Genomic DNA, 18206 nt, shown 5'->3' on the forward strand with positions numbered 1-18206 from the left:
GTGGCCGACCGCGGGTAGCGGAGCGGCAGGAGTGTCCGTGCTCACTCTCCCACTCTATGGCCGATCTGCGTTCCGTGCGGCGGCATCGGGAATTGGAACGGAGGACCGGGGTGGCGCCGGTGGCGGCCGTTCGAATGATCCGGCTGCCCAAGGGTGTTCGCGGCCGACCGGGCGTCCTCTACCTCGCGTCCTGGAGGAACTGCTGCAGCACCGCCGCGTGGCTGTGCTCGACGTCTTGGGTTGCGGTGAGCAGGACGATCGGCCGATCGTGTGCGAGAGTCAGCAGACGGTCCACTGCGCTACGACCGTCCGGTGATTCGAGCTCGGCGAGATAGCGGGATCGAAACTCGGCAAATTCTGCGACGTCGTGGCTGTACCACCGTCGCAGCTCGGTCGACGGCGCAAGATCCTTCGCCCAGTCGTCGTAGTGGAACGAATCCTTGCGTAATCCGCGCGGCCACAGCCGATCGACGAACACCCGGAAGCACGGCTCAGCGCCCGGATGTTCGTACACACGTTCGATGTGAATGGTCCCCACGGGCATCTCCCACCTCCGCGTCATGGGCCGATTTCGTCGCCAGGTTACGTCCATGTGAAATCGTGAGCTGCATCACAAAAAATGGCACATAAGGTGGTATACCTCAGTTCAGACTCGATTCAGACAACATCGACGACTTGCGTGTGTTCCCTTGCTCACGGTACTTCTGACTACCATCGTGGACCACTTGCATCGTTCGGGTCATCGTCCGTCGATCGCTCGAAAGTTGCCGCCCGTCGCGGCGCGCACACCATCTAACGCAGGAAGTCGGAACATTGGATACATCGAAGAGCGCCGCACAGGTGCGCCCATCGGTCGGCGTTGTTCGTGAGACGAGCGACGGCGAGCGGCGGGTCGCACTGGTGCCGAAGGTCGTGGCAGCGCTGTCGGCGAAGGGTGTCGACGTAGTCGTCGAACCCGGTGCCGGGCTGGGTGCCCTGATTCCGGATGAGTTGTACAAAGAAGCCGGCGCCACGATCGGTGACGCATGGTCGGCGGACATCGTCGCGAAGGTGTCGGCGCCGTCCACAGAGGAGATCGGGAAGCTGCGCTCGGGTTCGACCCTGATCGGCTTCCTGGCGCCGCGCAACGCGGACAACCGGATCGCGGATCTGAAGGCGGCCGGTGTGCAGGCGTTCGCAGTCGAGGCGATCCCGCGTATCTCGCGTGCCCAGGTGATGGATGCGCTGTCGTCACAGGCCAACGTCGCCGGCTACAAGGCCGTCATCGTGGCCGCGTCGGAGTCCACCCGGTACTTCCCGATGCTGACCACCGCCGCCGGCACCGTCAAGCCCGCCACCGTGCTGGTGCTCGGTGTGGGTGTCGCCGGTCTGCAGGCGCTGGCCACGGCCAAGCGTCTCGGCGGCCGTGTCACCGGCTACGACGTCCGTCCCGAGGTCGCGGACCAGGTCCGCTCGGTCGGCGCGCAGTGGCTGGACCTCGGCATCGACGCCGCCGGTGAGGGTGGCTACGCCCGCCAGCTCACCGAGGCCGAGCAGGCCCAGCAGCAGCAGGCGCTCGAGGAGGCAATCAAGGGCTTCGACGTCGTCATCACCACGGCGCTCGTCCCCGGCCGTCCCGCGCCGCGCTTGGTCACCGCCGCCGCCGTCGAGGGTATGAAGCCCGGTAGCGTCATCGTCGACCTGGCCGGCGAGACCGGCGGCAACTGCGAGCTCACCGAGCCCGGTCAGACCGTCGTCAAGCACGGCGTCACGATCTGCTCGCCGCTGAACCTGCCGGCGACCATGCCCGAGCATGCGTCGGAGCTGTACTCCAAGAACTTGTACGCGCTGATCGAGATCATGCTCGACGAGAACGGCGCCTTCGCGCCGAACTTCGACGACGAGGTGCTCGCTGCTGCGTGCGTCACCCGTGAGGAGGCGACCGCCTGATGTACACCGAACTGTTGGCGAACATCGCGATCCTGGTCCTGGCCGGGTTCGTGGGCTTCGCTGTCATCTCCAAGGTGCCCAACACGCTGCACACGCCGCTGATGTCGGGCACCAACGCCATCCACGGCATCGTCGTCCTCGGCGCACTCGTCGTGCTCGGGCACCTGCCCGGTGACGCGCCGTGGGGCATCAAGATCATTCTGTTCGTCGCGCTGGTGTTCGGCACCCTGAACGTCGTCGGCGGCTTCGTCGTCACCGACCGCATGCTCGCGATGTTCAAGCCGAAGAAGGACGCCCAGAAGGTGACCGAGAAGAAGGGGGCTGACTCCTGATGAGCTACCTCGTCACGATTCTGTACATCGTCGCGTTCGCGATGTTCATCTACGGTCTGTCCGGCCTCACCGGCCCGAAGACCGCGGTGCGCGGCAACTACATCGCCGCAGTCGGCATGTTCATCGCGGTGGTCGCCGTTCTGATCGACGTCCGCTCCACCGACAATTGGCTCCTCATCGCCGGCGGTCTGCTGGTTGGCATCGTGCTGGGAGTTCCGCCGGCCCTGCGCACCAAGATGACGGCCATGCCGCAGCTCGTTGCGCTGTTCAACGGCGTCGGCGGCGGCACTGTCGCGCTGATCGCGTGGGCCGAGTTCCTGAACACGGACGGCTTCACCGCCGTCGAGTCGGTGCCGTCCGTGCCCTTCATCGTCGGTTCGCTCTTTGCGGCGATCATCGGTTCGGTCTCGTTCTGGGGCTCGCTCGTCGCGTTCGCCAAGCTGCAGGAGTTGCTGAACAAGAACCTCGAGAAGAAGGTCGTCGCGTCCGCGAAGGCGTTCCAGCTCGCGAACATCGTCCTCGCGCTGGTCTCGATCGGCCTGGCCGTCTACATCGGCCTGGGCTCCGACGGCGACCCGCAGTCGGCGTGGCTGATCGTCGGCCTGCTCGTCGCGGCCGGTGTCATGGGCCTGTTCGTGGTGCTGCCGATCGGCGGTGCCGACATGCCCGTCGTCATCTCGCTGCTCAACGCACTCACCGGTCTGTCCGCCGCGGCCGCCGGTCTGGCACTGAACAATCAGGCGATGATCGTCGCCGGCATGATCGTCGGCGCGTCGGGCTCGATCCTGACCAACCTCATGGCCAAGGCGATGAACCGGTCGATCCCCGCGATCATCTTCGGCTCGTTCGGTGGCGGTGACAGTGGTGCAGTCGGTGGTTCTGCTTCCGGCGGCACCGTGAAGGCCACCTCCGCATCGGATGCGGCGATCCAGATGGCGTACGCCAACCAGGTCATCGTCGTCCCCGGCTACGGTCTCGCGGTCGCACAGGCCCAGCACGCCGTCAAGGAGATGGCGGCGCTGCTCGAGGCCAGGGGTGTCGAGGTCAAGTACGCGATCCATCCGGTCGCCGGTCGTATGCCGGGCCACATGAACGTCCTGCTCGCCGAGGCAGATGTCGCATACGACGCGATGAAGGAAATGGACGACATCAACGGTGAGTTCTCGCGCACCGACGTCGCCATCGTCATCGGCGCCAACGACGTCACCAACCCGTCGGCACGCAATGACCCCAGCTCGCCCATCCACGGCATGCCGATCCTCAACGTCGACGAGGCCCGCTCCGTCATCGTCCTCAAGCGGTCGATGTCCTCGGGTTACGCCGGTATCGACAACCCGCTGTTCACCGCGGACCAGACGTCGATGCTGTTCGGCGACGCCAAGAAGATGGTCTCCGAGGTCACCGAGGAGCTCAAGGCGCTGTAGCCGAGCAAGAGCGGCCGGCGATACCCGGTCGGCCGACGGGACCCTTCACTCGCCCCGCGCGCGTGAAGGGTCCCGTCTGCTGTTGGGCGGCGAGTTTAGGCCTGGGCCAGGAGGGCCGGGACGGGGTCGATGAGAATCGCCGCGAGATCGGCGAGGAACCTCGACGCCTGCTCGCCGTCGACGAGGCGGTGGTCCACGGTCAGGCTCAGGGTCGTCACCTCGCGGATCGCGAGCTCGTCGCCCAGCACCCACGGCCGACGGTTGATCGCGCCGAGCGCGAGGATCGCCGCCTCGCCCGGGTTGAGGATCGGGGTGCCCGCGTCGACTCCGTAGATCCCGACATTGGTGATGGTGATGGTCCCGCCGGACAGCTGTTCCGGCGTCGCCTTCCCGTCTCGGGCCGTCGCGGTCAGGTCGGCGATTGCCCGGGCCAGCTCGGGCAGCGACAGCTTCTCGGCGTCCCTGACGGTGGGGACGACGAGTCCGCGGTCGGTGGCTGTCGCGATGCCGAGATTGACGTAGCGTCGGGTGACGATTTCCTGGCTGTCCTCGAGCCACGCCGAGTTCAGTTCCGGATGTACCCGCAGCGCCAGCAGCAGGGCCTTGGCGACGAGTATCAGCGGAGTCAGGTGCAGCCCTTCGAACCGCGCCGACGCCCGCAGTTGCGCGAGCAGCCGCACCGACTCGGTGACGTCGGCCGTGAGGAACTCCGTCACCTGAGGCGCTGTGAATGCGCTACGGACCATCGCGGACGCTGTCTGCCGGCGCACGCTGCGGATCGGGGTGCGGGTTTCGCGGTCTCCGGGCTCGGGCAGGGCGGTCGGCGCCGGTGAAGGCGCTGATTCCTGGTGTCGGCGGACGGCGTCGGGGCGCTGTCGCGGAGTCCGGGGTGGAACGGGCGGAGGACGCCGACGCCGGCTGGGGGCGGGGGCCGACGGCCCGTAGCCGACGAGCACCGACTCGGTCCTCCGTTCACCGCCGCCGGAGAGCTGCGGGTCGGCGGTCTCGATCCGGATCACCGGCGCGCCTACCGGGACGGTGTCGCCGGGCTGGGCGAGCAGCTCGCGCACGACGCCGGCGTACGGCGACGGCAGCTCCACCACCGCCTTCGCGGTTTCGACCTCCCCGATTGCCTGGTTGAGCGCCACGGTGTCGCCGACGGCGACCGCCCACGACACCAGCTCCGCCTCGGTGAGGCCCTCCCCGAGATCGGGCAGCCGGAACTCCTCGACGGCGCTCATGCGGCCAGCACCTCGTCGACAGCGCCGAGGATGCGGTCCGCGTCGGGCACGTGGTGCTTCTCGAGCTTCGCGGGCGGGTAGGGGATGTCGAAGCCGCCGACCCGCCGCACGGGCGCCGCGAGCTCATAGAAGCAGCGTTCGGAGATCCGGGCAGCGATCTCGGCGCCGAGCCCGGCGAACAATGGGGCCTCGTGCGCCACCACGAGGCGTCCGGTGCGGCGCACCGATTCCTCGACGGTGTCGAAGTCGATGGGGGACAGCGACCGTAGATCCAGCACCTCGAGCGATGCTCCCTCGGTGTCGGCGATCGCCGCGGCCTGTAACGCGGTCGGCACCATCGAGCCGTACGCGACGACGGTGGCGTCGGTGCCGCGGCGGGCGATCCGCGCGCGGTGCAACGGCAGCTCCGGGGTCGCATCGGTGTCCACCTCGCCGCGGTCCCAGTAGCGGCGCTTGGGTTCGAAGAACACCACTGGATCGTCGAGGGTGACTGCCTGCTGGATCATCGCGTATGCGTCCGCCGGAGTGCTCGGGCTGACCACGCGTAGTCCGGCCGTGTGCGCAAAATACGCCTCCGGCGACTCCGAATGATGTTCGACGGCGCCGATTCCGCCGCCGTAGGGAATGCGAATCGTCAATGGCGCCTTCACATGTCCGCGCGTTCGGTAGTGGATCCGCGCGACCTGGGACACTATCTGGTCGAACGCGGGGTAGACGAAGCCGTCGAACTGGATCTCGCACACCGGCCGGTAGCCACGCAGCGCGAGCCCGAAAGCCGTTCCCACGATGCCGGATTCGGCGAGTGGAGTGTCGATGACCCTGGCCGGACCGAAGTCCTTCTGTAGTCCGTCGGTGATGCGGAAGACGCCGCCGAGCTTGCCGATGTCCTCACCCATCAGCACCACCTTGGGGTCACGTTCGAGCGCGCGGCGCAGGCCGGTGTTGAGGGCTGCGCCGAGGGTCATGGCGGTCATGTCAGGGCCTCCTCGCCGGCGGTCAGGGATTTCAGATACGCGTCGTAGGTGGCGCGTTCCTCGTCGATCAGTGGATGCGCGGCGGCGTAGACATGCTCGAACAACTCCTCCGGTCCGGGATCCGGCGCCTCCAGCGTGCCGGTCCGCAATCGGGCGGCGACCTCGTCGGCCCGGGCCCGCACTCGCGAGTCGAACTCGTCGTCGAACAGCCTCTCGCGCTCGAGCAGCCGGCGCAGCCGGTCGATCGGGTCGCGAGCCTTCCACATCTCGATCTCCGCGGCCGCCCGGTAGCGGCTGGGGTCGTCGGCTGTGGTGTGCGGGCCCATCCGGTACGTGATGGCCTCGATGAACGACGGCCCCGCGCCCTCCCTCGCGCGCCGGGCGGCCTGCCGGGTGACCGCGAGGACCGCGAGCACGTCGTTTCCGTCCACCTGCACCGCAGGCATCCCGTAGCCGACCGCGCGCCGCGCGATCGGCGCGGGACTCTGCAGCTGTACCGGCTCGCTGATCGCCCACTGGTTGTTCTGGCAGAAGAACACCACCGGGGCGTTGAAGCTCGTTGCGAACCCGAGCGCCTCGGACAGGTCGCCCTGGCTCGTGGCGCCGTCGCCGAAGTACGCGATCGTGGCGATCTCGGCACCGTCGAGGTGCACTCCCATCGCGTAGCCGGTCGCGTGCAGGCCCTGGGCGCCCACCACGATCGCCGGGTTGGTCATGTTCACGGTCGCCGGATCCCACCCCGAGTACGCGCAACCCCGCCACATGCGCGTCATCACCGCGGGGTCGACGCCGCGGCAGTACGCGACGGCGTGCTCGCGATAGCTGGTGAAGATGTAGTCGTCCGGATTCAGCGCGTGCACGGACCCGACCTGTGCGGCCTCCTGGCCGAGCAGGGGAGCCCAGATGCCGAGCTGTCCCTGACGTTGCAGGGCGGTGGCCTCGGTGTCGATCCGCCGGACCACGACCAGGTCCTGGTACAGGGCGCGCAGCTGATCCGGTCCGACGTCGGCGATCAGCGCGGCGTAGTCGGGGCGGTGCACGCGGCGTCCGTCGGGTTGGACGAGCTGCACCGGAAACGCGGTCTTGTCGGCCATCGTGGGTCACCTCGCCGGCGGTGTGTTCGACGGATCCGAGTCCTCCTCGTGGGCGGACGCAGGATCCCTGTGCTCTACCTCACAGGATCCCCCGTTCCGCGTTCTGCGCAAGTAGTGCGACTTGAAATGAGCAGAGTGCACGGTTCACGGTGATGAAATGCTGGCATACTGCGAAACATGAGCACTCTGGACGCCACCGATGCCCGCCTGCTGCTCGAGCTCTCGCGCAATCCTCGCGCCACGGGGGTGGAGCTGGCGCAGCGGCTGGGGCTCTCGCGCAACACCGTGCAGGCTCGGCTGGCCCGATGGGAGGCGTCCGGCGCGCTCGGTGACTTCGACCGGCGCGTCGACCCGCGGGCACTCGGCTATCCGCTGGCTGCGTTCGTCGCGACCCAGGTGGACCAGCATCAACTCGACGCCGTTGTAGAGGCGCTCGCCGGCATTCCCGAGGTGGTGGAGGTGTACGGCATGACCGGGCTGACCGATCTGTCAGTGAAGGTGGTTGCGGCCGACGCCGACGACCTGTACCGACTTGCGGGTCAGATCCTGAAGATCCCCGGCGTCGAGCGCACCAACATGGCACTGGTGATGCGTGAGCTGGTCGGGCCGCGGACCGTGCCACTGTTGGAGCGTTCCGCCAGCCAGTGAGCAGCGGCGTTCTCCCCGCGCACCGGCACCGGGGAAGCTAGCATCGGCCAATGGACGTTCGGGGTCGTCCCGTCTGCCGTCTGGATTCGGTCGTTTGTCTTCGTCCGTCGTCTTTGTCTGGGAGTACGTGAGATGCGGTAGGGGAGTGATGCGCAGTGAGTACCGTCGGCCTGAACGAAGATGCCGTGTCAACGTGGATCGCCGGGTTGGGAGTCGGTGCCGTCGCGCCGCTGTCGTTCGAGCGAATCGGGAATGGACAGTCGAATCTGACTTTTGCCGTGCGTGATTCGGGAGGTGGACGGTGGGTCCTGCGCCGTCCACCGCTAGGGCAGTTGCTGGATTCTGCGCACGATGTGGTTCGCGAACACCGGATTCTCTCGGCACTGCAGGGCACTGGAGTGCCGGTGCCGAAGATGCTTGCACTGACTACGGATCCCACGGTCACCGATGCGCCGCTGGTGTTGATGAGCTACGTCGACGGACTCGTGATCGACGGCGGATCGGCGGCTGGGCAGCTGGACTCCGCGCGCCGGCGTGTCATCGGATTGTCGCTCCCCAAGGCGCTCGCGAGCATTCATCGCGTGGACCTGGAGATGGCGGGCCTGCTCGATCTGGCCAGCCGTAATCCGTACGCGGAACGTCAGCTCAAGCGCTGGTCAGCGCAGTGGGCGCAGTCCAAGACGCAGGAGCGGCCCGAGGTCGAGGATGTTGCGGCGCGGCTGGCCCGCAATGTTCCCGAACAGGCCGAAACTACCTTGGTGCACGGCGATTTCCATCTCGGGAACGTGATCACTGCCCCGGGCGACGGCGGCGTGGTCGCGGTCCTCGACTGGGAGTTGTGCACCCTGGGAGACCCGCTCGCCGACCTCGGTGGCCTACTGGCGTACTGGCCGCAGCGCAGCGACGGCGTGGTGTGGCCGTTCACAGCGTCGACGCTCGAGGGTTTCCCCACCCGTGACGAGCTGGTCGACGTTTACATCCACGAGACCAAGCGTGACGTGTCCGCCGTGGGATTCTGGCACGTCCTGGCATTGTGGAAGCTGGCCATCATCAGCGAGGGGGTTGTCCGTCGCACCGCCGATGATCCACGCAATCGGGCCGAGTTCGGTGGGCCGACCCGCGAGTTCGTCGACAGCGTCGTCAGGCGTGCAGTCGCGACCGCCGACGCGGTCGGGTTGGACTGATCGGCTACACCTCTCCTGACACGAGCAGGCTTGCTGCGCTTCGGATCTCGGGAGGAATCGGAACCGGACGGCGGGTCTCGGGATCGACGTACGCATGAACGAACTGCCCGGTGGCGGCCAGTTCCAGCAATCCCGCGGAATCCTCGCGGAAGATTGCGAGCGAGTACCCGATACTGGTGGGCCCGAGTCGATCCACAGCCAGCCCGACATGCAGCTGGTCGGGGAACGACAGTTCGCGGACGAATCGGCACGACGTCTCCGCGACGATCCCGATCGCAGGCAGCGTGCGGATGTCGAGTCCGGTGCTGGCCATCAACCAGCCGTTGATCGCGGTCTCGAAGTACGAGCAGCAGGTGGCGGTGCTGACGTACCCGTAATGGTCATTGTCCGACCAGCGGGTCGGGACCGGCCACAGCGCGGGATAGGCCTCGGCGCGCGGTTCGACCTCATCGGTGGCTGCCATGGAATCAGACGATAGCCCTGTGGGATTCACTTGCGCAGTTCGTCGTCCGGTCGGAGCAGTCGTGGCACCGCGAACCACAGCCCGACGAAGAACACGGCCGTGACGGCCCCGATCACAATCGCGATCCAGCCGCCGACTGCGACCTCGGCGACGATGAGCACGGTTCCGCTCATGGTGGCGGCAAGGAATCCGGAGCCGGCCAGTGCGCACAGGTTGGCGTGGCGAAGGATGTCCTCCCGTCGCCGATGCCGGAACAGGATTCGGTGCCACACCGCCGGCGCGATCAACAGTGCCGAGGACGCTGCCGCACTCAGCATGGTGACCAGGTGCAGGCCACGGACGAAGTCCGACTGTTCTTCGTACGGTTCGGTGAACACGATTGCCAGCAGGAACGCGAAGAGAATCTGCACACCGGCCTGAGCGACACGCAGTTCTTGCAGCAGTTCGCTGAAGTTGCGTGCCAGGCGTGCACTGGGCGTCTCGCCGGGTTCGCTGGGCGGCAGCTCGACCATCGGGACCTTTCCTACGCCCTCGAGAACTCGGAGGCCCGGCGGATCTGCTCGTCGGTGAGCCGCACCCCGGTGTACAGCGTGAACTGTTCGGCGGCCTGCAGCGCAATAACCTGGGCGCCGGTGATGGCCGGTTTGCTCAACGATCGGGCGGCCCGGATCAGCGGGGTGTCCGACGGCGCCGCGACAACGTCGAACACGGCGTCTGCCGCCGCAACGGCGGCCTCCGGGAACGGCAGCGCGTCGGCGTCGGGGCCGTCGGCCATGCCGACCGGGGTCGCGTTGATCAGCAGCTGCGGGCGGGCGACGCCGAGATCGGACCGCCATTCGAATCCGTACGTGCGGGCCAGCGCGGTTCCGGTGGACTCGTTGCGGGCGACGACGGTGACGGTCTGGAATCCGCTGTCCCGGAGCGCAGCAACCACGGCCTTCGCCATCCCGCCGCTCCCGGCGACCGCAGCCGTCAGCTCCGGAGCCAGCTCGGCGCGGTGCAGTAGATCGGCAACCGCCTGGTAGTCGGTGTTGTAGGCGTGCAGCTCGCCGTCATTGTTGACGATCGTGTTCACCGAGTCGATTGCGGACGCCGACGGATGCACCACGTCGACGTGTTCGATGCAGTCCTCCTTGAACGGCATCGAAACCCCGCAGCCGCGGATGCCGAGCGCGCGGATTCCCGCGATCGCGGCCGGCAGGTCGGTGGTGGTGAAGGCCTTGTAGACGAAGTCCAGCCCGAGCTCGTCGTAGAGGTAGTTGTGGAAGCGGGTGCCGATGTTGCTGGGCCGGCCCGACAGCGACATGCACAGTCGGGTGTCCTTGGTGACATCTCTGGTGATCGTTCGGGTCACACGCCCACGCTAACCGGCCATCGCGCGCGATGCCTGCCATCTCGTCATCGGCACCGGGCGGCAGGCGCGCGGACCGACAGTCCAGGCTCAGGAGTGCGGGAACTTCGCGGCGTGGATCGAGGTGGCGGCGATGCCGTCGTGACCGATCAGCCATGAGCCGCCGTTCTGTCGGCACTCGGCGATAGTTCCGAAGATTCTGAGCAGGAAGTAGATGGACTCCTCTGGTGACGCGGTCGTGGCGAGGCGGTGGGATTCGCCCTGTTTCGTGACATCGAGCCACACACCGGATTGACCGTCGAGTCGCATCGCGACGATGTGGTCGGCGTCGATGAAGGCGTACTTGCGCTGCTGCCACGGCGTCGTGGGCGAATAGACCTGTTCGAGAACTTGAATCATGATCGTCATGACCGACTCCCAGTTGACCGTCTGCCCAGTATGAGCCCGGGGGCAGGGTGAACTCCAGGTTTGTCGGCGGCGGCTGGTTGGATGGACCGCATGCTGCACGGGCTGTGGTCACCGGGTGCGGGCCTCATGCTCTGGCGGGGCCCGGACAGCGACGTGCACGGCGATCTTCCCGAATCGCTCGCCCGGGTTCTGCGCCGCCGCTTTCGGCACCACCACACCGTCCACGTTCCCGGCCCCGACGGTCCGCAGCCGCAGCGTGTCCCCGTGCTCGCGCTGGCGCCGGCCGAGGCCGCGGACTTGCTGCTCGCCGTCCCGGACGATGCACCGGGCGTCGCGGGTGATGTGGTCTTCCTGTCGCACGTGGCTCGCGGGGTGCAGCGCTGGGCGCGCGGCGGGCGGGTGGTGCCCGAGCTGTACCGCGCCGAGGGGCACTGGTGGCCGCGCTGGCGACTGCTCGGCGGCGAGCGCCAGCGTGCCTGGCTGGCGGAACTCGCCGCGGCGATGCCACCGGTGCAGCGGCACGAGGGCAACCCGCGCGAGATCCTCGACGACTTCGTGGGCGAACTCACCGACGCGGTGGTGCGGGATCTGCTCGGCGATCGTGACTCGGAGCATCCGCTGCTGCGGGCGCTGCTCCGAGGCGAACCGTACGGCGGCGGTAACCACAAGATGGCGAGCGGCCTCGAGGCATGGCGCGAAAGCCTCACCGTCGACGAACCGGAGCTGGTGCTGCGGCTGCTGGAACCTGATGAGGACGACAGCTCCGGCGACAGCCACGGGGCCGCCGACGCCGATCTGCTGCCCGACGCGCTGTGGCGCCTCCAGGTGTGCCTGCGTCCCGAGGGCGAGGCCCCAGCGCCGCTGCTGCTGCACCGCACCGAGGCCCGGCTGCTCGAGGTCGGGGTTCGTAAGCTTGCCGCCGCGGTCGCGGCCTACCCGCGGTTGCGTGACGTGCCTACCGATCCGGACAGCCTCGACCTGCTGCTGCCGACCCCCGTCGTCACCGATTTGGTTCTGCACGGTGCACGGGCGCTGAACGAGGCCGGCGTGACGCTGCTGCTGCCGCGGGCGTGGGCGGTGGTCTCGCCCTCGCTGCGGGTGCGCGTGGTCTCGCCACCCGTTCCCGCCGCCGCCGAGGACCGTGCCGTCGGTATGGACGAAATCGTCGGCTACGACTGGGAACTCGCGCTGGGGGACACTGTTCTGGGTGCCGATGAGTTGGCCCGACTCGCGAATGCGCAGAGCGACTTGGTGCGACTGCGCGGGCAATGGGTGCAGGCCGACCACACGGTACTGGCGCAGGCCGCTCGCTATGTGACGCAGCGTAATTCGAGCGGCGACGACACGTTGTCCGGGTTGTTTGCACAGCTGACGGAGGCCGAGCGGCCGCCCGTGCCGGTGGAAGAGGTGCACGCCACGGGCTGGGTGGGCACGCTGCTCGACGGCACCCTCGAGCCGGCGCCGGTGCCGAAACCGAAGGGTTTGGAGGCAATCCTGCGGCCGTACCAGCAACGAGGCCTGGACTGGCTGGCATTCATGAGTGAGACGGGTCTCGGGGCTGTGCTCGCCGACGACATGGGCCTGGGGAAGACGGTGCAGTTGCTGGCGCTGCTCGCGCACGAGCGGTCCGACAGGCCGACACTGCTGGTGTGCCCGATGTCGGTGGTCGGCAACTGGCAGCGAGAGGCCGCGAAGTTCGTGCCCGATCTGAAGGTGCACGTCCACCACGGAGCCGGGCGCAGCCGGGGTGAGGAACTGGCCGCAGCGGTGCGCGCCAACGACCTGGTGATCACCACGTATTCACTGCTCGCGCGGGATGTCGTCGCGCTCGGGGAGCAGAGGTGGCGGCGGGTGGTGCTCGACGAGGCGCAGCACGTCAAGAACTCGGGAACGGCGCAGGCGCGCGCTGCCCGTGCGATCCCGGCGGACCACCGGATCGCGCTCACCGGCACACCGGTGGAGAACCGCCTCGACGAACTGCGGTCGATTCTCGACTTCGTCAACCGAGGGATGCTGGGCAGCCCGCAGGCATTCCGGGCCAGGTTTGCGGTGCCGATCGAACGCGATCAGGACGAGGCCGCGGTGACACGCCTGAGGGCAGTGACGTCGCCGTTCGTGTTGCGGCGGGTCAAGACCGATCCCACGGTGATCTCGGACCTGCCGGACAAGTTCGAGATGACGGTGCGGGCGAACCTGACGGTGGAGCAGGCCGCGCTGTACCGGGCGGTGGTCGACGAGATGCTGAAGCAGATCAAGGACACCGAGGGTATGCAGCGCAAGGGCGCGGTGCTCTCGGCGCTGACCCGGCTCAAGCAGGTGTGCAACCACCCGGCGCACTTCCTGGGCGACGGCTCGGGGGTCATGCGGCGTGGACGGCACCGCTCCGGGAAGCTCGGCCTGGTCGAGGACATCCTCGACTCGGTGACCGCCGACGGTGAACGTGCGCTGCTGTTCACTCAGTTCCGTGAGTTCGGCGATCTTGTTGTGCCCTACCTGTCCGAGCGGTTCGGCGTGGACGTGCCGTTTCTGCACGGCGGCGTCACCAAGATTCGACGCGACAGAATGGTCGAGCGGTTCCAGGGGGCCGACGGGCCGCCGATCATGCTGCTCTCCCTCAAGGCCGGCGGCACCGGACTCAACCTCACTGCTGCTAATCATGTTGTGCACCTGGATCGTTGGTGGAATCCGGCGGTGGAGAACCAGGCCACCGACCGCGCCTTCCGGATCGGTCAGCGCCGGGACGTCCAGGTACGAAAGCTGGTGTGCGTCGGCACACTCGAGGAGCGGATCGATGCGATGCTGGCCACCAAGCAGGAATTGGCGGACCTCGCAGTCGGCACCGGCGAGCGCTGGATCACCGAGATGAGCACCGATCAGCTCCACGACCTGCTGACTCTCGGTGACGAGGCGGTCGGCGAATGAGGTGGTGTCGATGAGCCCGAGGGAAGGGCGACCGGACTTCCGTGGCTTCGGCCCGAGGCTGCGGGTGGTCGGCGGTGTCGAGGCGCGGTCCAAGCGCGGCGCCATCGCGCGCGGATGGTGGGGGCGCGCCCTCACGGACGTGCTCGAGCGAATCGGCGATACCGGACGACTCAGCCGTGGACGCACGTACGCCCGAGGCGGTCAGGTGGTGGCACTGCACATTGCGGCGGGCTGCGTCACCGGCGAGGTGCAGGGCAGCCAGATCACGCCGTTCACATCGGTCCTGATGCTGCGCACCCTCGACGATGACGAGGTGGCCGGATTCGTCGAGACCGTCCGCTCTACACCGGGAATGCTCGCCGCACTCGCGTCCGGCGCCGTACCGCAGGAATTGGCGCCGATGCTGCTACCGGAAGGCAGCGGTGAACTGGACTTCGACTGCACCTGCCCCGATCCGGGCTGGCCATGCAAGCACGTCGCGGCCGTCGCCTACCTGCTGGCCGAGCGCGTCGACCGTGACCCACTCACGATGCTCACACTTCGCGGCCTCGACCTCGACACACTGATTCGTGGCGTCGGAGGCGAGGAGGACCCGGCACCTGCCGGGGTGGGTGGCTACTTCGGCGACGGTGCCCTCCTGCCGGACCTTCCGACAGTCGAATACTGCGCGGCGGTAGACGATCTCGACCCCGCGCTGCTGCGCAAGGTGTTGCAGGCCGATTCCGGCGATGCCCCTGACGTGGTTGCCGCGCTCCGAGACCTCGGTGCCTGCTACCGCGCGCTCGGTGCACGCGATCCGCGACGGCGGTAACGGGCGACCACTCCGCCCGGATAGACCGGACATGAACAAGATCAGGACTATAGCCGCCGTCGCGCTCGTGGGTGTGCTCCTGCTCGTTGGTGGTGGCGTCGCGAACGCCAGCCCTCCGGGCCCGAACCCGCTCGGAAGTCTGCCCGAACCATTGTGGCCGCTCGCCGCAGTGGTCGGCCAGATCTTCGCCGACACCTGGAACTTCTTCGCCGGTATCGCCGACCTGATCATGTTCGGCTCGTAGCTCCGCGGGGTGACCTGACCGACTACGTGACGGACCTGGGCACCGACCCGGGCGTCGTCGAGCGTCTGGAGTGCGCGAGCGTCGACGTGCCACTGGACTGCCACTGGACTGCGACGACCCAGACGGCAGGACGGTTGAACTCGCCTTGAGCCGGCTCACCGGAACCGATCCGGCCGTCCCGCCGCTGTTCGTCAATCCGGGCGGTCCGGGAGTCGAGGGACGCAGCATGGCCGCCACGGTCGCATTGTCGCTCGGTCTCGACACCGCCGACTTCCACGGCGCCTCGTGGGGCACGGTCCTCGGGGCGGAGTTGCAATCCCGCTTCCCCAAACATCTATGCCGCGTGGTGCTCCACAGCATGGACTAGCCGGGCACATTCGCCGCGGAGGCGCTGCGAGTGCTCGCGACCGCCGACCCGGATGCCACGCCGTATCCGTGGGTGCTGGACGCGCACGACGCGATGGGCGGTCGGCTCCTCACGATCGAGTGCAGCGTGCACGGTTCCACGGTCGGCTCGAGTTGCGGTGGGCTGGTCACCGAGTTCCTCGCGTCCGGCCGTCTGGCGCAGGATGTCTGCGCGCCGCAGTGACGGACTCTGCCGTGCAGGCTGGTGTTACCGTCACCGGTATGCACGCTTTCACATCGACGAAGTGGTGGCCCGCCGGCTGAGGCGGTCCATCGAGTGTGCATTCCCACACCCACCCCGCCTCGATCGAGGCGGCGTTCGTGGTGTCGGCTGGTCGGGGCTCTCGGTAAGGAGTTGTCATGCCCCGTAAAGAAGTCCAGAGATCCGGCATCGGGAGAATGCTGATCTCGTCGCGCTCGTTCGACGAGTACGTCGCCATGTTCGATCTGCGGGACGAGGATCTGGCAGCAAGTGTTCTGGACTGCCCGGCCGGGGCATCGTCGTTCACTGCCACCGTCCGGGCCCGTGGCTTTGCGGTTACCGCGTGCGACACCGCCTACGCCGACGCGACAGATCTGATGGGCGTCGTGCGGGACGAGACGATCCGCGGCAACGCCTACATCGCTAGGCAACCCGACCGGTATGCGGGCGGGTTCTTCCGAGACGCTGAGCATCATCTCGAACACCGGCTCGACTCCGTGGACAGATTCGCCGCGGACCTGCTCGCGCACCCCGAGTCGTACGTTCACGCCGCGCTGCCGAAGCTGCCGTTCCGGGACAGGGACTTCGGACTGGTGCTGTCGTCGCACCTGCTCTTCACGTATGCGGACCGGCTGGACCTGGACGACCACGATCGATATCTCACCGAACTGATCCGGGTGTCCTCGCGGGAGGTCCGGGTCTTTCCCCTCGTTCCGACCGGAGACGGTCGCCGATACCTCGGGCTCGACGCGCTGCGCCGCCGCCTCGACGACCGCGGCATCCGGCACGAGCTGCGGCCGGTTACCTACGACTTCCAAGGCGGCGGCACCGAGATGCTGGTCTGCATGCGGTGATCGAGGCTGCAAGTGCCGCCGGCTAGCTCCCGAACGGCGCCGGAGTCAGACCGCGCGCCGGGGTGGTGCCGCAGCGGTTCATCACGTCGAACAGCTTGGCGTGCATGGTCATTGCCTGAGCCGGCGCGAACCAGGTGAGGTTCCGCGGATCGGCACGGTTGTGCAGTTCGAGGGGGTCTGTCTCGAGGTCGTACATCTCGAACTGCGGCGGCACCACCCCGGCGGGGTCGAAGTAGGCCGAGTACTTCCAGCGCCGGTCGCGGATGGTCCGCATGTGGTTGGGCTGTGTGACGATGTTCTGGCCGTTCGGGGTGGCACAGTTCTGGTCGTCGTACGTGAAGTGGACCACGTCCTGAACCTGGGCGCTCGGCGACCCCGGATTCGTGGCGGCGTCGGTCACGACCGGCATCAGGTCGACGCCCTTGAATTCCCACGCGGAGCGGTCCGGGACATCGGCGAGTGTGGCCAGTGTCGGCATCACGTCGATCAGTGTCGCCAGGGCGCCGGTCCGGACGGGCTGCGGGAACATCACCGGGTTGCTGATCACCATGGGGACGCGCAGAGTCTCCTCGTAGGCATTGAACACCTTCTGTCGCAGCCCGCCGTGTGAGAGTCCCATCTCGCCATGGTCCGACATCCGGATCACGACCGTAGAATCTCTTCTGCCGGGCTGGGATTCGAGTGCGTCGAGCACTGAACCTATGTGCTCGTCGACCACCTTGTGCATGTATGCGTAGAAGTTGGCGTAGTTCAGGGACGCCTCGGGACCGATCAGCGGGCCGAGTCCGCCGGCGAGTAACAGTTGCGACTGCACCTGCGCGGTGGGTTTGAAGTTCGCGGCAAGCTTCTCGTCGAAGGTCGGTGGCAACCCGATGCCCTGCTGGAAGATGCCGGGCGCGTCGGAGCCGTAGTTGTCGCACGTGCCGTTGATTGCGTCCCAGGTCTGCGGGTAGGCCAGGACGTCGTGTGGATTGACGAACGAGACGATGACCGCGAACGGGGTGTCGTCGGCCGGGTCGAGGCCGTGCAGGAAGTCCACGGCCTCCGCCGCGTAACGGCTGTCGAGGTCGGCGCAACCGCCGCCGAAGTGGTCGGGGTTGGTGTCCTGGCCGCCCTCGGGCGGAATCCAGCCGTCGAATCCGTAAGCCGCCAGATCGGCGCTGGACGGGTCGCCGCCGTCGGCTCCCTTGCTCATGTGCCATTTGCCGCGGTAGTGGACGTTGTAGCCCGCCGAGGCCAACAGCTTCGCCATGTTCTGGATGTCCAGGGGCAGAGTAGGTTCGGTGGGGGAGACGGTTCCGCCCTCGGTGAGGGTCGCGGTGACCCCGTGCTGAGCCGGGTAGAGGCCGGTGAAGAAGGTGCTGCGGCTCGGGGAGCACATCGCAGCGTTGCAGAATGCGTTGTCGAACGACAAACCGGTGTCGGCGAGGCGTTTACGGTTGGGAAGATTCTGATCGGCCCACCCCTCGGGCCAGAACATCGGCCGGCGTTCCTGATCGGTGATCACCACGACGATGTTGGGCCGGCGCGGAATAGAGCCCGGTTGCTGGGTCCGGGCCGGTTGCGGCGAGGCGCCGGCGTGCGTGGTCAGGCCGGCCATCCCGGCGAGCATCAGTGCGCCCGCTCCGCCCAGGAGGGAGCGTCGGCTCAGCGGGTGATCGATCGAATCGAGTATCGGCGCGTTCAGGGAGTCCATCGGGTGATCTCCATCCTGCGGGGC

General features: G+C 67.6%; 20 protein-coding genes. 11 read left to right on the forward strand and 9 right to left on the reverse strand.

Annotated features, from left to right (window positions below; translation table 11 throughout):
* Nucleotides 1-178: 178 nt before the first annotated feature.
* Nucleotides 179-544: a DUF488 family protein gene (locus ERC79_RS19640; protein WP_131580064.1), complete on the reverse strand. Its 366-nt coding sequence runs from the start codon at nucleotides 542-544 to the stop codon at nucleotides 179-181.
* A 269-nt stretch (nucleotides 545-813) separates the two neighbouring features.
* Here ERC79_RS19640 and ERC79_RS19645 point away from each other — a divergent pair, with 269 nt between their 5' ends.
* The 3 genes from ERC79_RS19645 to ERC79_RS19655 are packed head-to-tail and all read left to right on the forward strand — an operon-like array spanning nucleotide 814 to nucleotide 3685.
* Entirely contained in the window at nucleotides 814-1929 is a 1116-nt protein-coding gene (locus ERC79_RS19645) for a Re/Si-specific NAD(P)(+) transhydrogenase subunit alpha (protein WP_131580065.1), read from the forward strand.
* Nucleotides 1929-2261: an NAD(P) transhydrogenase subunit alpha gene (locus tag ERC79_RS19650; RefSeq protein ID WP_131580066.1), complete on the forward strand. Its 333-nt coding sequence runs from the start codon at nucleotides 1929-1931 to the stop codon at nucleotides 2259-2261. Before ERC79_RS19645 ends, ERC79_RS19650 begins: the two co-directional genes overlap by 1 nt.
* A complete protein-coding gene (locus ERC79_RS19655) occupies nucleotides 2261-3685 on the forward strand; it encodes an NAD(P)(+) transhydrogenase (Re/Si-specific) subunit beta (protein WP_131580067.1) in 1425 nt (474 codons plus the stop codon). The genes ERC79_RS19650 and ERC79_RS19655 overlap by 1 nt, the downstream gene beginning before the upstream one ends.
* A 95-nt stretch (nucleotides 3686-3780) precedes the next feature.
* Here ERC79_RS19655 and ERC79_RS19660 read toward each other — a convergent pair whose 3' ends face one another.
* Genes ERC79_RS19660 through pdhA form a run of 3 tightly spaced genes read right to left on the reverse strand, consistent with a single transcriptional unit; the run spans nucleotide 3781 to nucleotide 6994 of the window.
* Entirely contained in the window at nucleotides 3781-4926 is a 1146-nt protein-coding gene (locus ERC79_RS19660; protein ID WP_131580068.1) for a dihydrolipoamide acetyltransferase family protein, read from the reverse strand.
* Nucleotides 4923-5900, reverse strand: a complete 978-nt coding sequence (locus ERC79_RS19665) for an alpha-ketoacid dehydrogenase subunit beta (RefSeq protein WP_131580069.1) — start codon at nucleotides 5898-5900, stop codon at nucleotides 4923-4925. The genes ERC79_RS19660 and ERC79_RS19665 overlap by 4 nt, the downstream gene beginning before the upstream one ends.
* Complete coding sequence (pdhA, locus tag ERC79_RS19670) at nucleotides 5897-6994, reverse strand: pyruvate dehydrogenase (acetyl-transferring) E1 component subunit alpha (RefSeq protein WP_131580070.1); 1098 nt, start codon at nucleotides 6992-6994, stop codon at nucleotides 5897-5899. The genes ERC79_RS19665 and pdhA overlap by 4 nt, the downstream gene beginning before the upstream one ends.
* 177 nt (nucleotides 6995-7171) lie before the next feature.
* On the opposite strand from pdhA, the gene ERC79_RS19675 reads away from it, so the two are divergent.
* Nucleotides 7172-7642, forward strand: coding sequence for an Lrp/AsnC family transcriptional regulator (locus ERC79_RS19675; RefSeq protein ID WP_131580071.1), 471 nt, complete (start codon nucleotides 7172-7174; stop codon nucleotides 7640-7642).
* A gap of 155 nt (nucleotides 7643-7797) precedes the next feature.
* Nucleotides 7798-8826 carry a phosphotransferase family protein gene (locus ERC79_RS19680; RefSeq protein ID WP_131580072.1) on the forward strand — a complete coding sequence of 343 codons (1029 nt, stop codon included), beginning with the start codon at nucleotides 7798-7800 and terminating at the stop codon, nucleotides 8824-8826.
* Between the two features lie 4 nt (nucleotides 8827-8830).
* On the opposite strand, the gene ERC79_RS19685 is transcribed toward ERC79_RS19680, so the two are convergent.
* The 4 genes from ERC79_RS19685 to ERC79_RS19700 form a co-directional block, all read right to left on the reverse strand.
* Nucleotides 8831-9289 (reverse strand): thioesterase family protein, encoded by a 459-nt coding sequence (locus ERC79_RS19685; RefSeq protein WP_131580073.1) that lies wholly within the window; start codon nucleotides 9287-9289, stop codon nucleotides 8831-8833.
* A 26-nt stretch (nucleotides 9290-9315) separates the two neighbouring features.
* On the reverse strand, nucleotides 9316-9801 hold the full coding sequence (locus ERC79_RS19690) for a DUF6328 family protein (RefSeq protein ID WP_131580074.1): 486 nt from the start codon (nucleotides 9799-9801) through the stop codon (nucleotides 9316-9318).
* An 11-nt stretch (nucleotides 9802-9812) separates the two neighbouring features.
* Entirely contained in the window at nucleotides 9813-10595 is a 783-nt protein-coding gene (locus ERC79_RS19695; protein WP_242676913.1) for a shikimate 5-dehydrogenase, read from the reverse strand.
* 135 nt (nucleotides 10596-10730) lie between these two features.
* On the reverse strand, nucleotides 10731-11048 hold the full coding sequence (locus tag ERC79_RS19700; RefSeq protein ID WP_131580076.1) for a hypothetical protein: 318 nt from the start codon (nucleotides 11046-11048) through the stop codon (nucleotides 10731-10733).
* A gap of 90 nt (nucleotides 11049-11138) precedes the next feature.
* On the opposite strand from ERC79_RS19700, the gene ERC79_RS19705 reads away from it, so the two are divergent.
* The 6 genes from ERC79_RS19705 (at nucleotide 11139) to ERC79_RS19730 (ending at nucleotide 16486) form a co-directional block, all read left to right on the forward strand.
* Nucleotides 11139-13970: a DEAD/DEAH box helicase gene (locus tag ERC79_RS19705; protein WP_207390536.1), complete on the forward strand. Its 2832-nt coding sequence runs from the start codon at nucleotides 11139-11141 to the stop codon at nucleotides 13968-13970.
* Between the two features lie 10 nt (nucleotides 13971-13980).
* Nucleotides 13981-14781, forward strand: coding sequence for an SWIM zinc finger family protein (locus tag ERC79_RS19710; protein WP_131580078.1), 801 nt, complete (start codon nucleotides 13981-13983; stop codon nucleotides 14779-14781).
* A gap of 31 nt (nucleotides 14782-14812) precedes the next feature.
* Nucleotides 14813-15025, forward strand: a complete 213-nt coding sequence (locus ERC79_RS19715; RefSeq protein WP_131580079.1) for a hypothetical protein — start codon at nucleotides 14813-14815, stop codon at nucleotides 15023-15025.
* A gap of 145 nt (nucleotides 15026-15170) precedes the next feature.
* Nucleotides 15171-15392, forward strand: a complete 222-nt coding sequence (locus ERC79_RS19720) for a hypothetical protein (protein WP_131580080.1) — start codon at nucleotides 15171-15173, stop codon at nucleotides 15390-15392.
* A 30-nt stretch (nucleotides 15393-15422) separates the two neighbouring features.
* Nucleotides 15423-15614 carry an alpha/beta hydrolase gene (locus ERC79_RS19725; RefSeq protein WP_165497178.1) on the forward strand — a complete coding sequence of 64 codons (192 nt, stop codon included), beginning with the start codon at nucleotides 15423-15425 and terminating at the stop codon, nucleotides 15612-15614.
* Between the two features lie 176 nt (nucleotides 15615-15790).
* Nucleotides 15791-16486, forward strand: a complete 696-nt coding sequence (locus ERC79_RS19730) for a hypothetical protein (RefSeq protein WP_131580082.1) — start codon at nucleotides 15791-15793, stop codon at nucleotides 16484-16486.
* 22 nt (nucleotides 16487-16508) lie between these two features.
* On the opposite strand, the gene ERC79_RS19735 is transcribed toward ERC79_RS19730, so the two are convergent.
* The gene (locus ERC79_RS19735; protein WP_131580083.1) at nucleotides 16509-18182 is read right to left on the reverse strand and encodes a sulfatase-like hydrolase/transferase; all 1674 of its coding nucleotides are present in this window, start codon (nucleotides 18180-18182) and stop codon (nucleotides 16509-16511) included.
* Nucleotides 18183-18206 lie beyond the last annotated feature (24 nt).

It is taken from the genome of Rhodococcus sp. ABRD24 (assembly GCF_004328705.1).
Lineage (GTDB): Bacteria > Actinomycetota > Actinomycetes > Mycobacteriales > Mycobacteriaceae > Prescottella.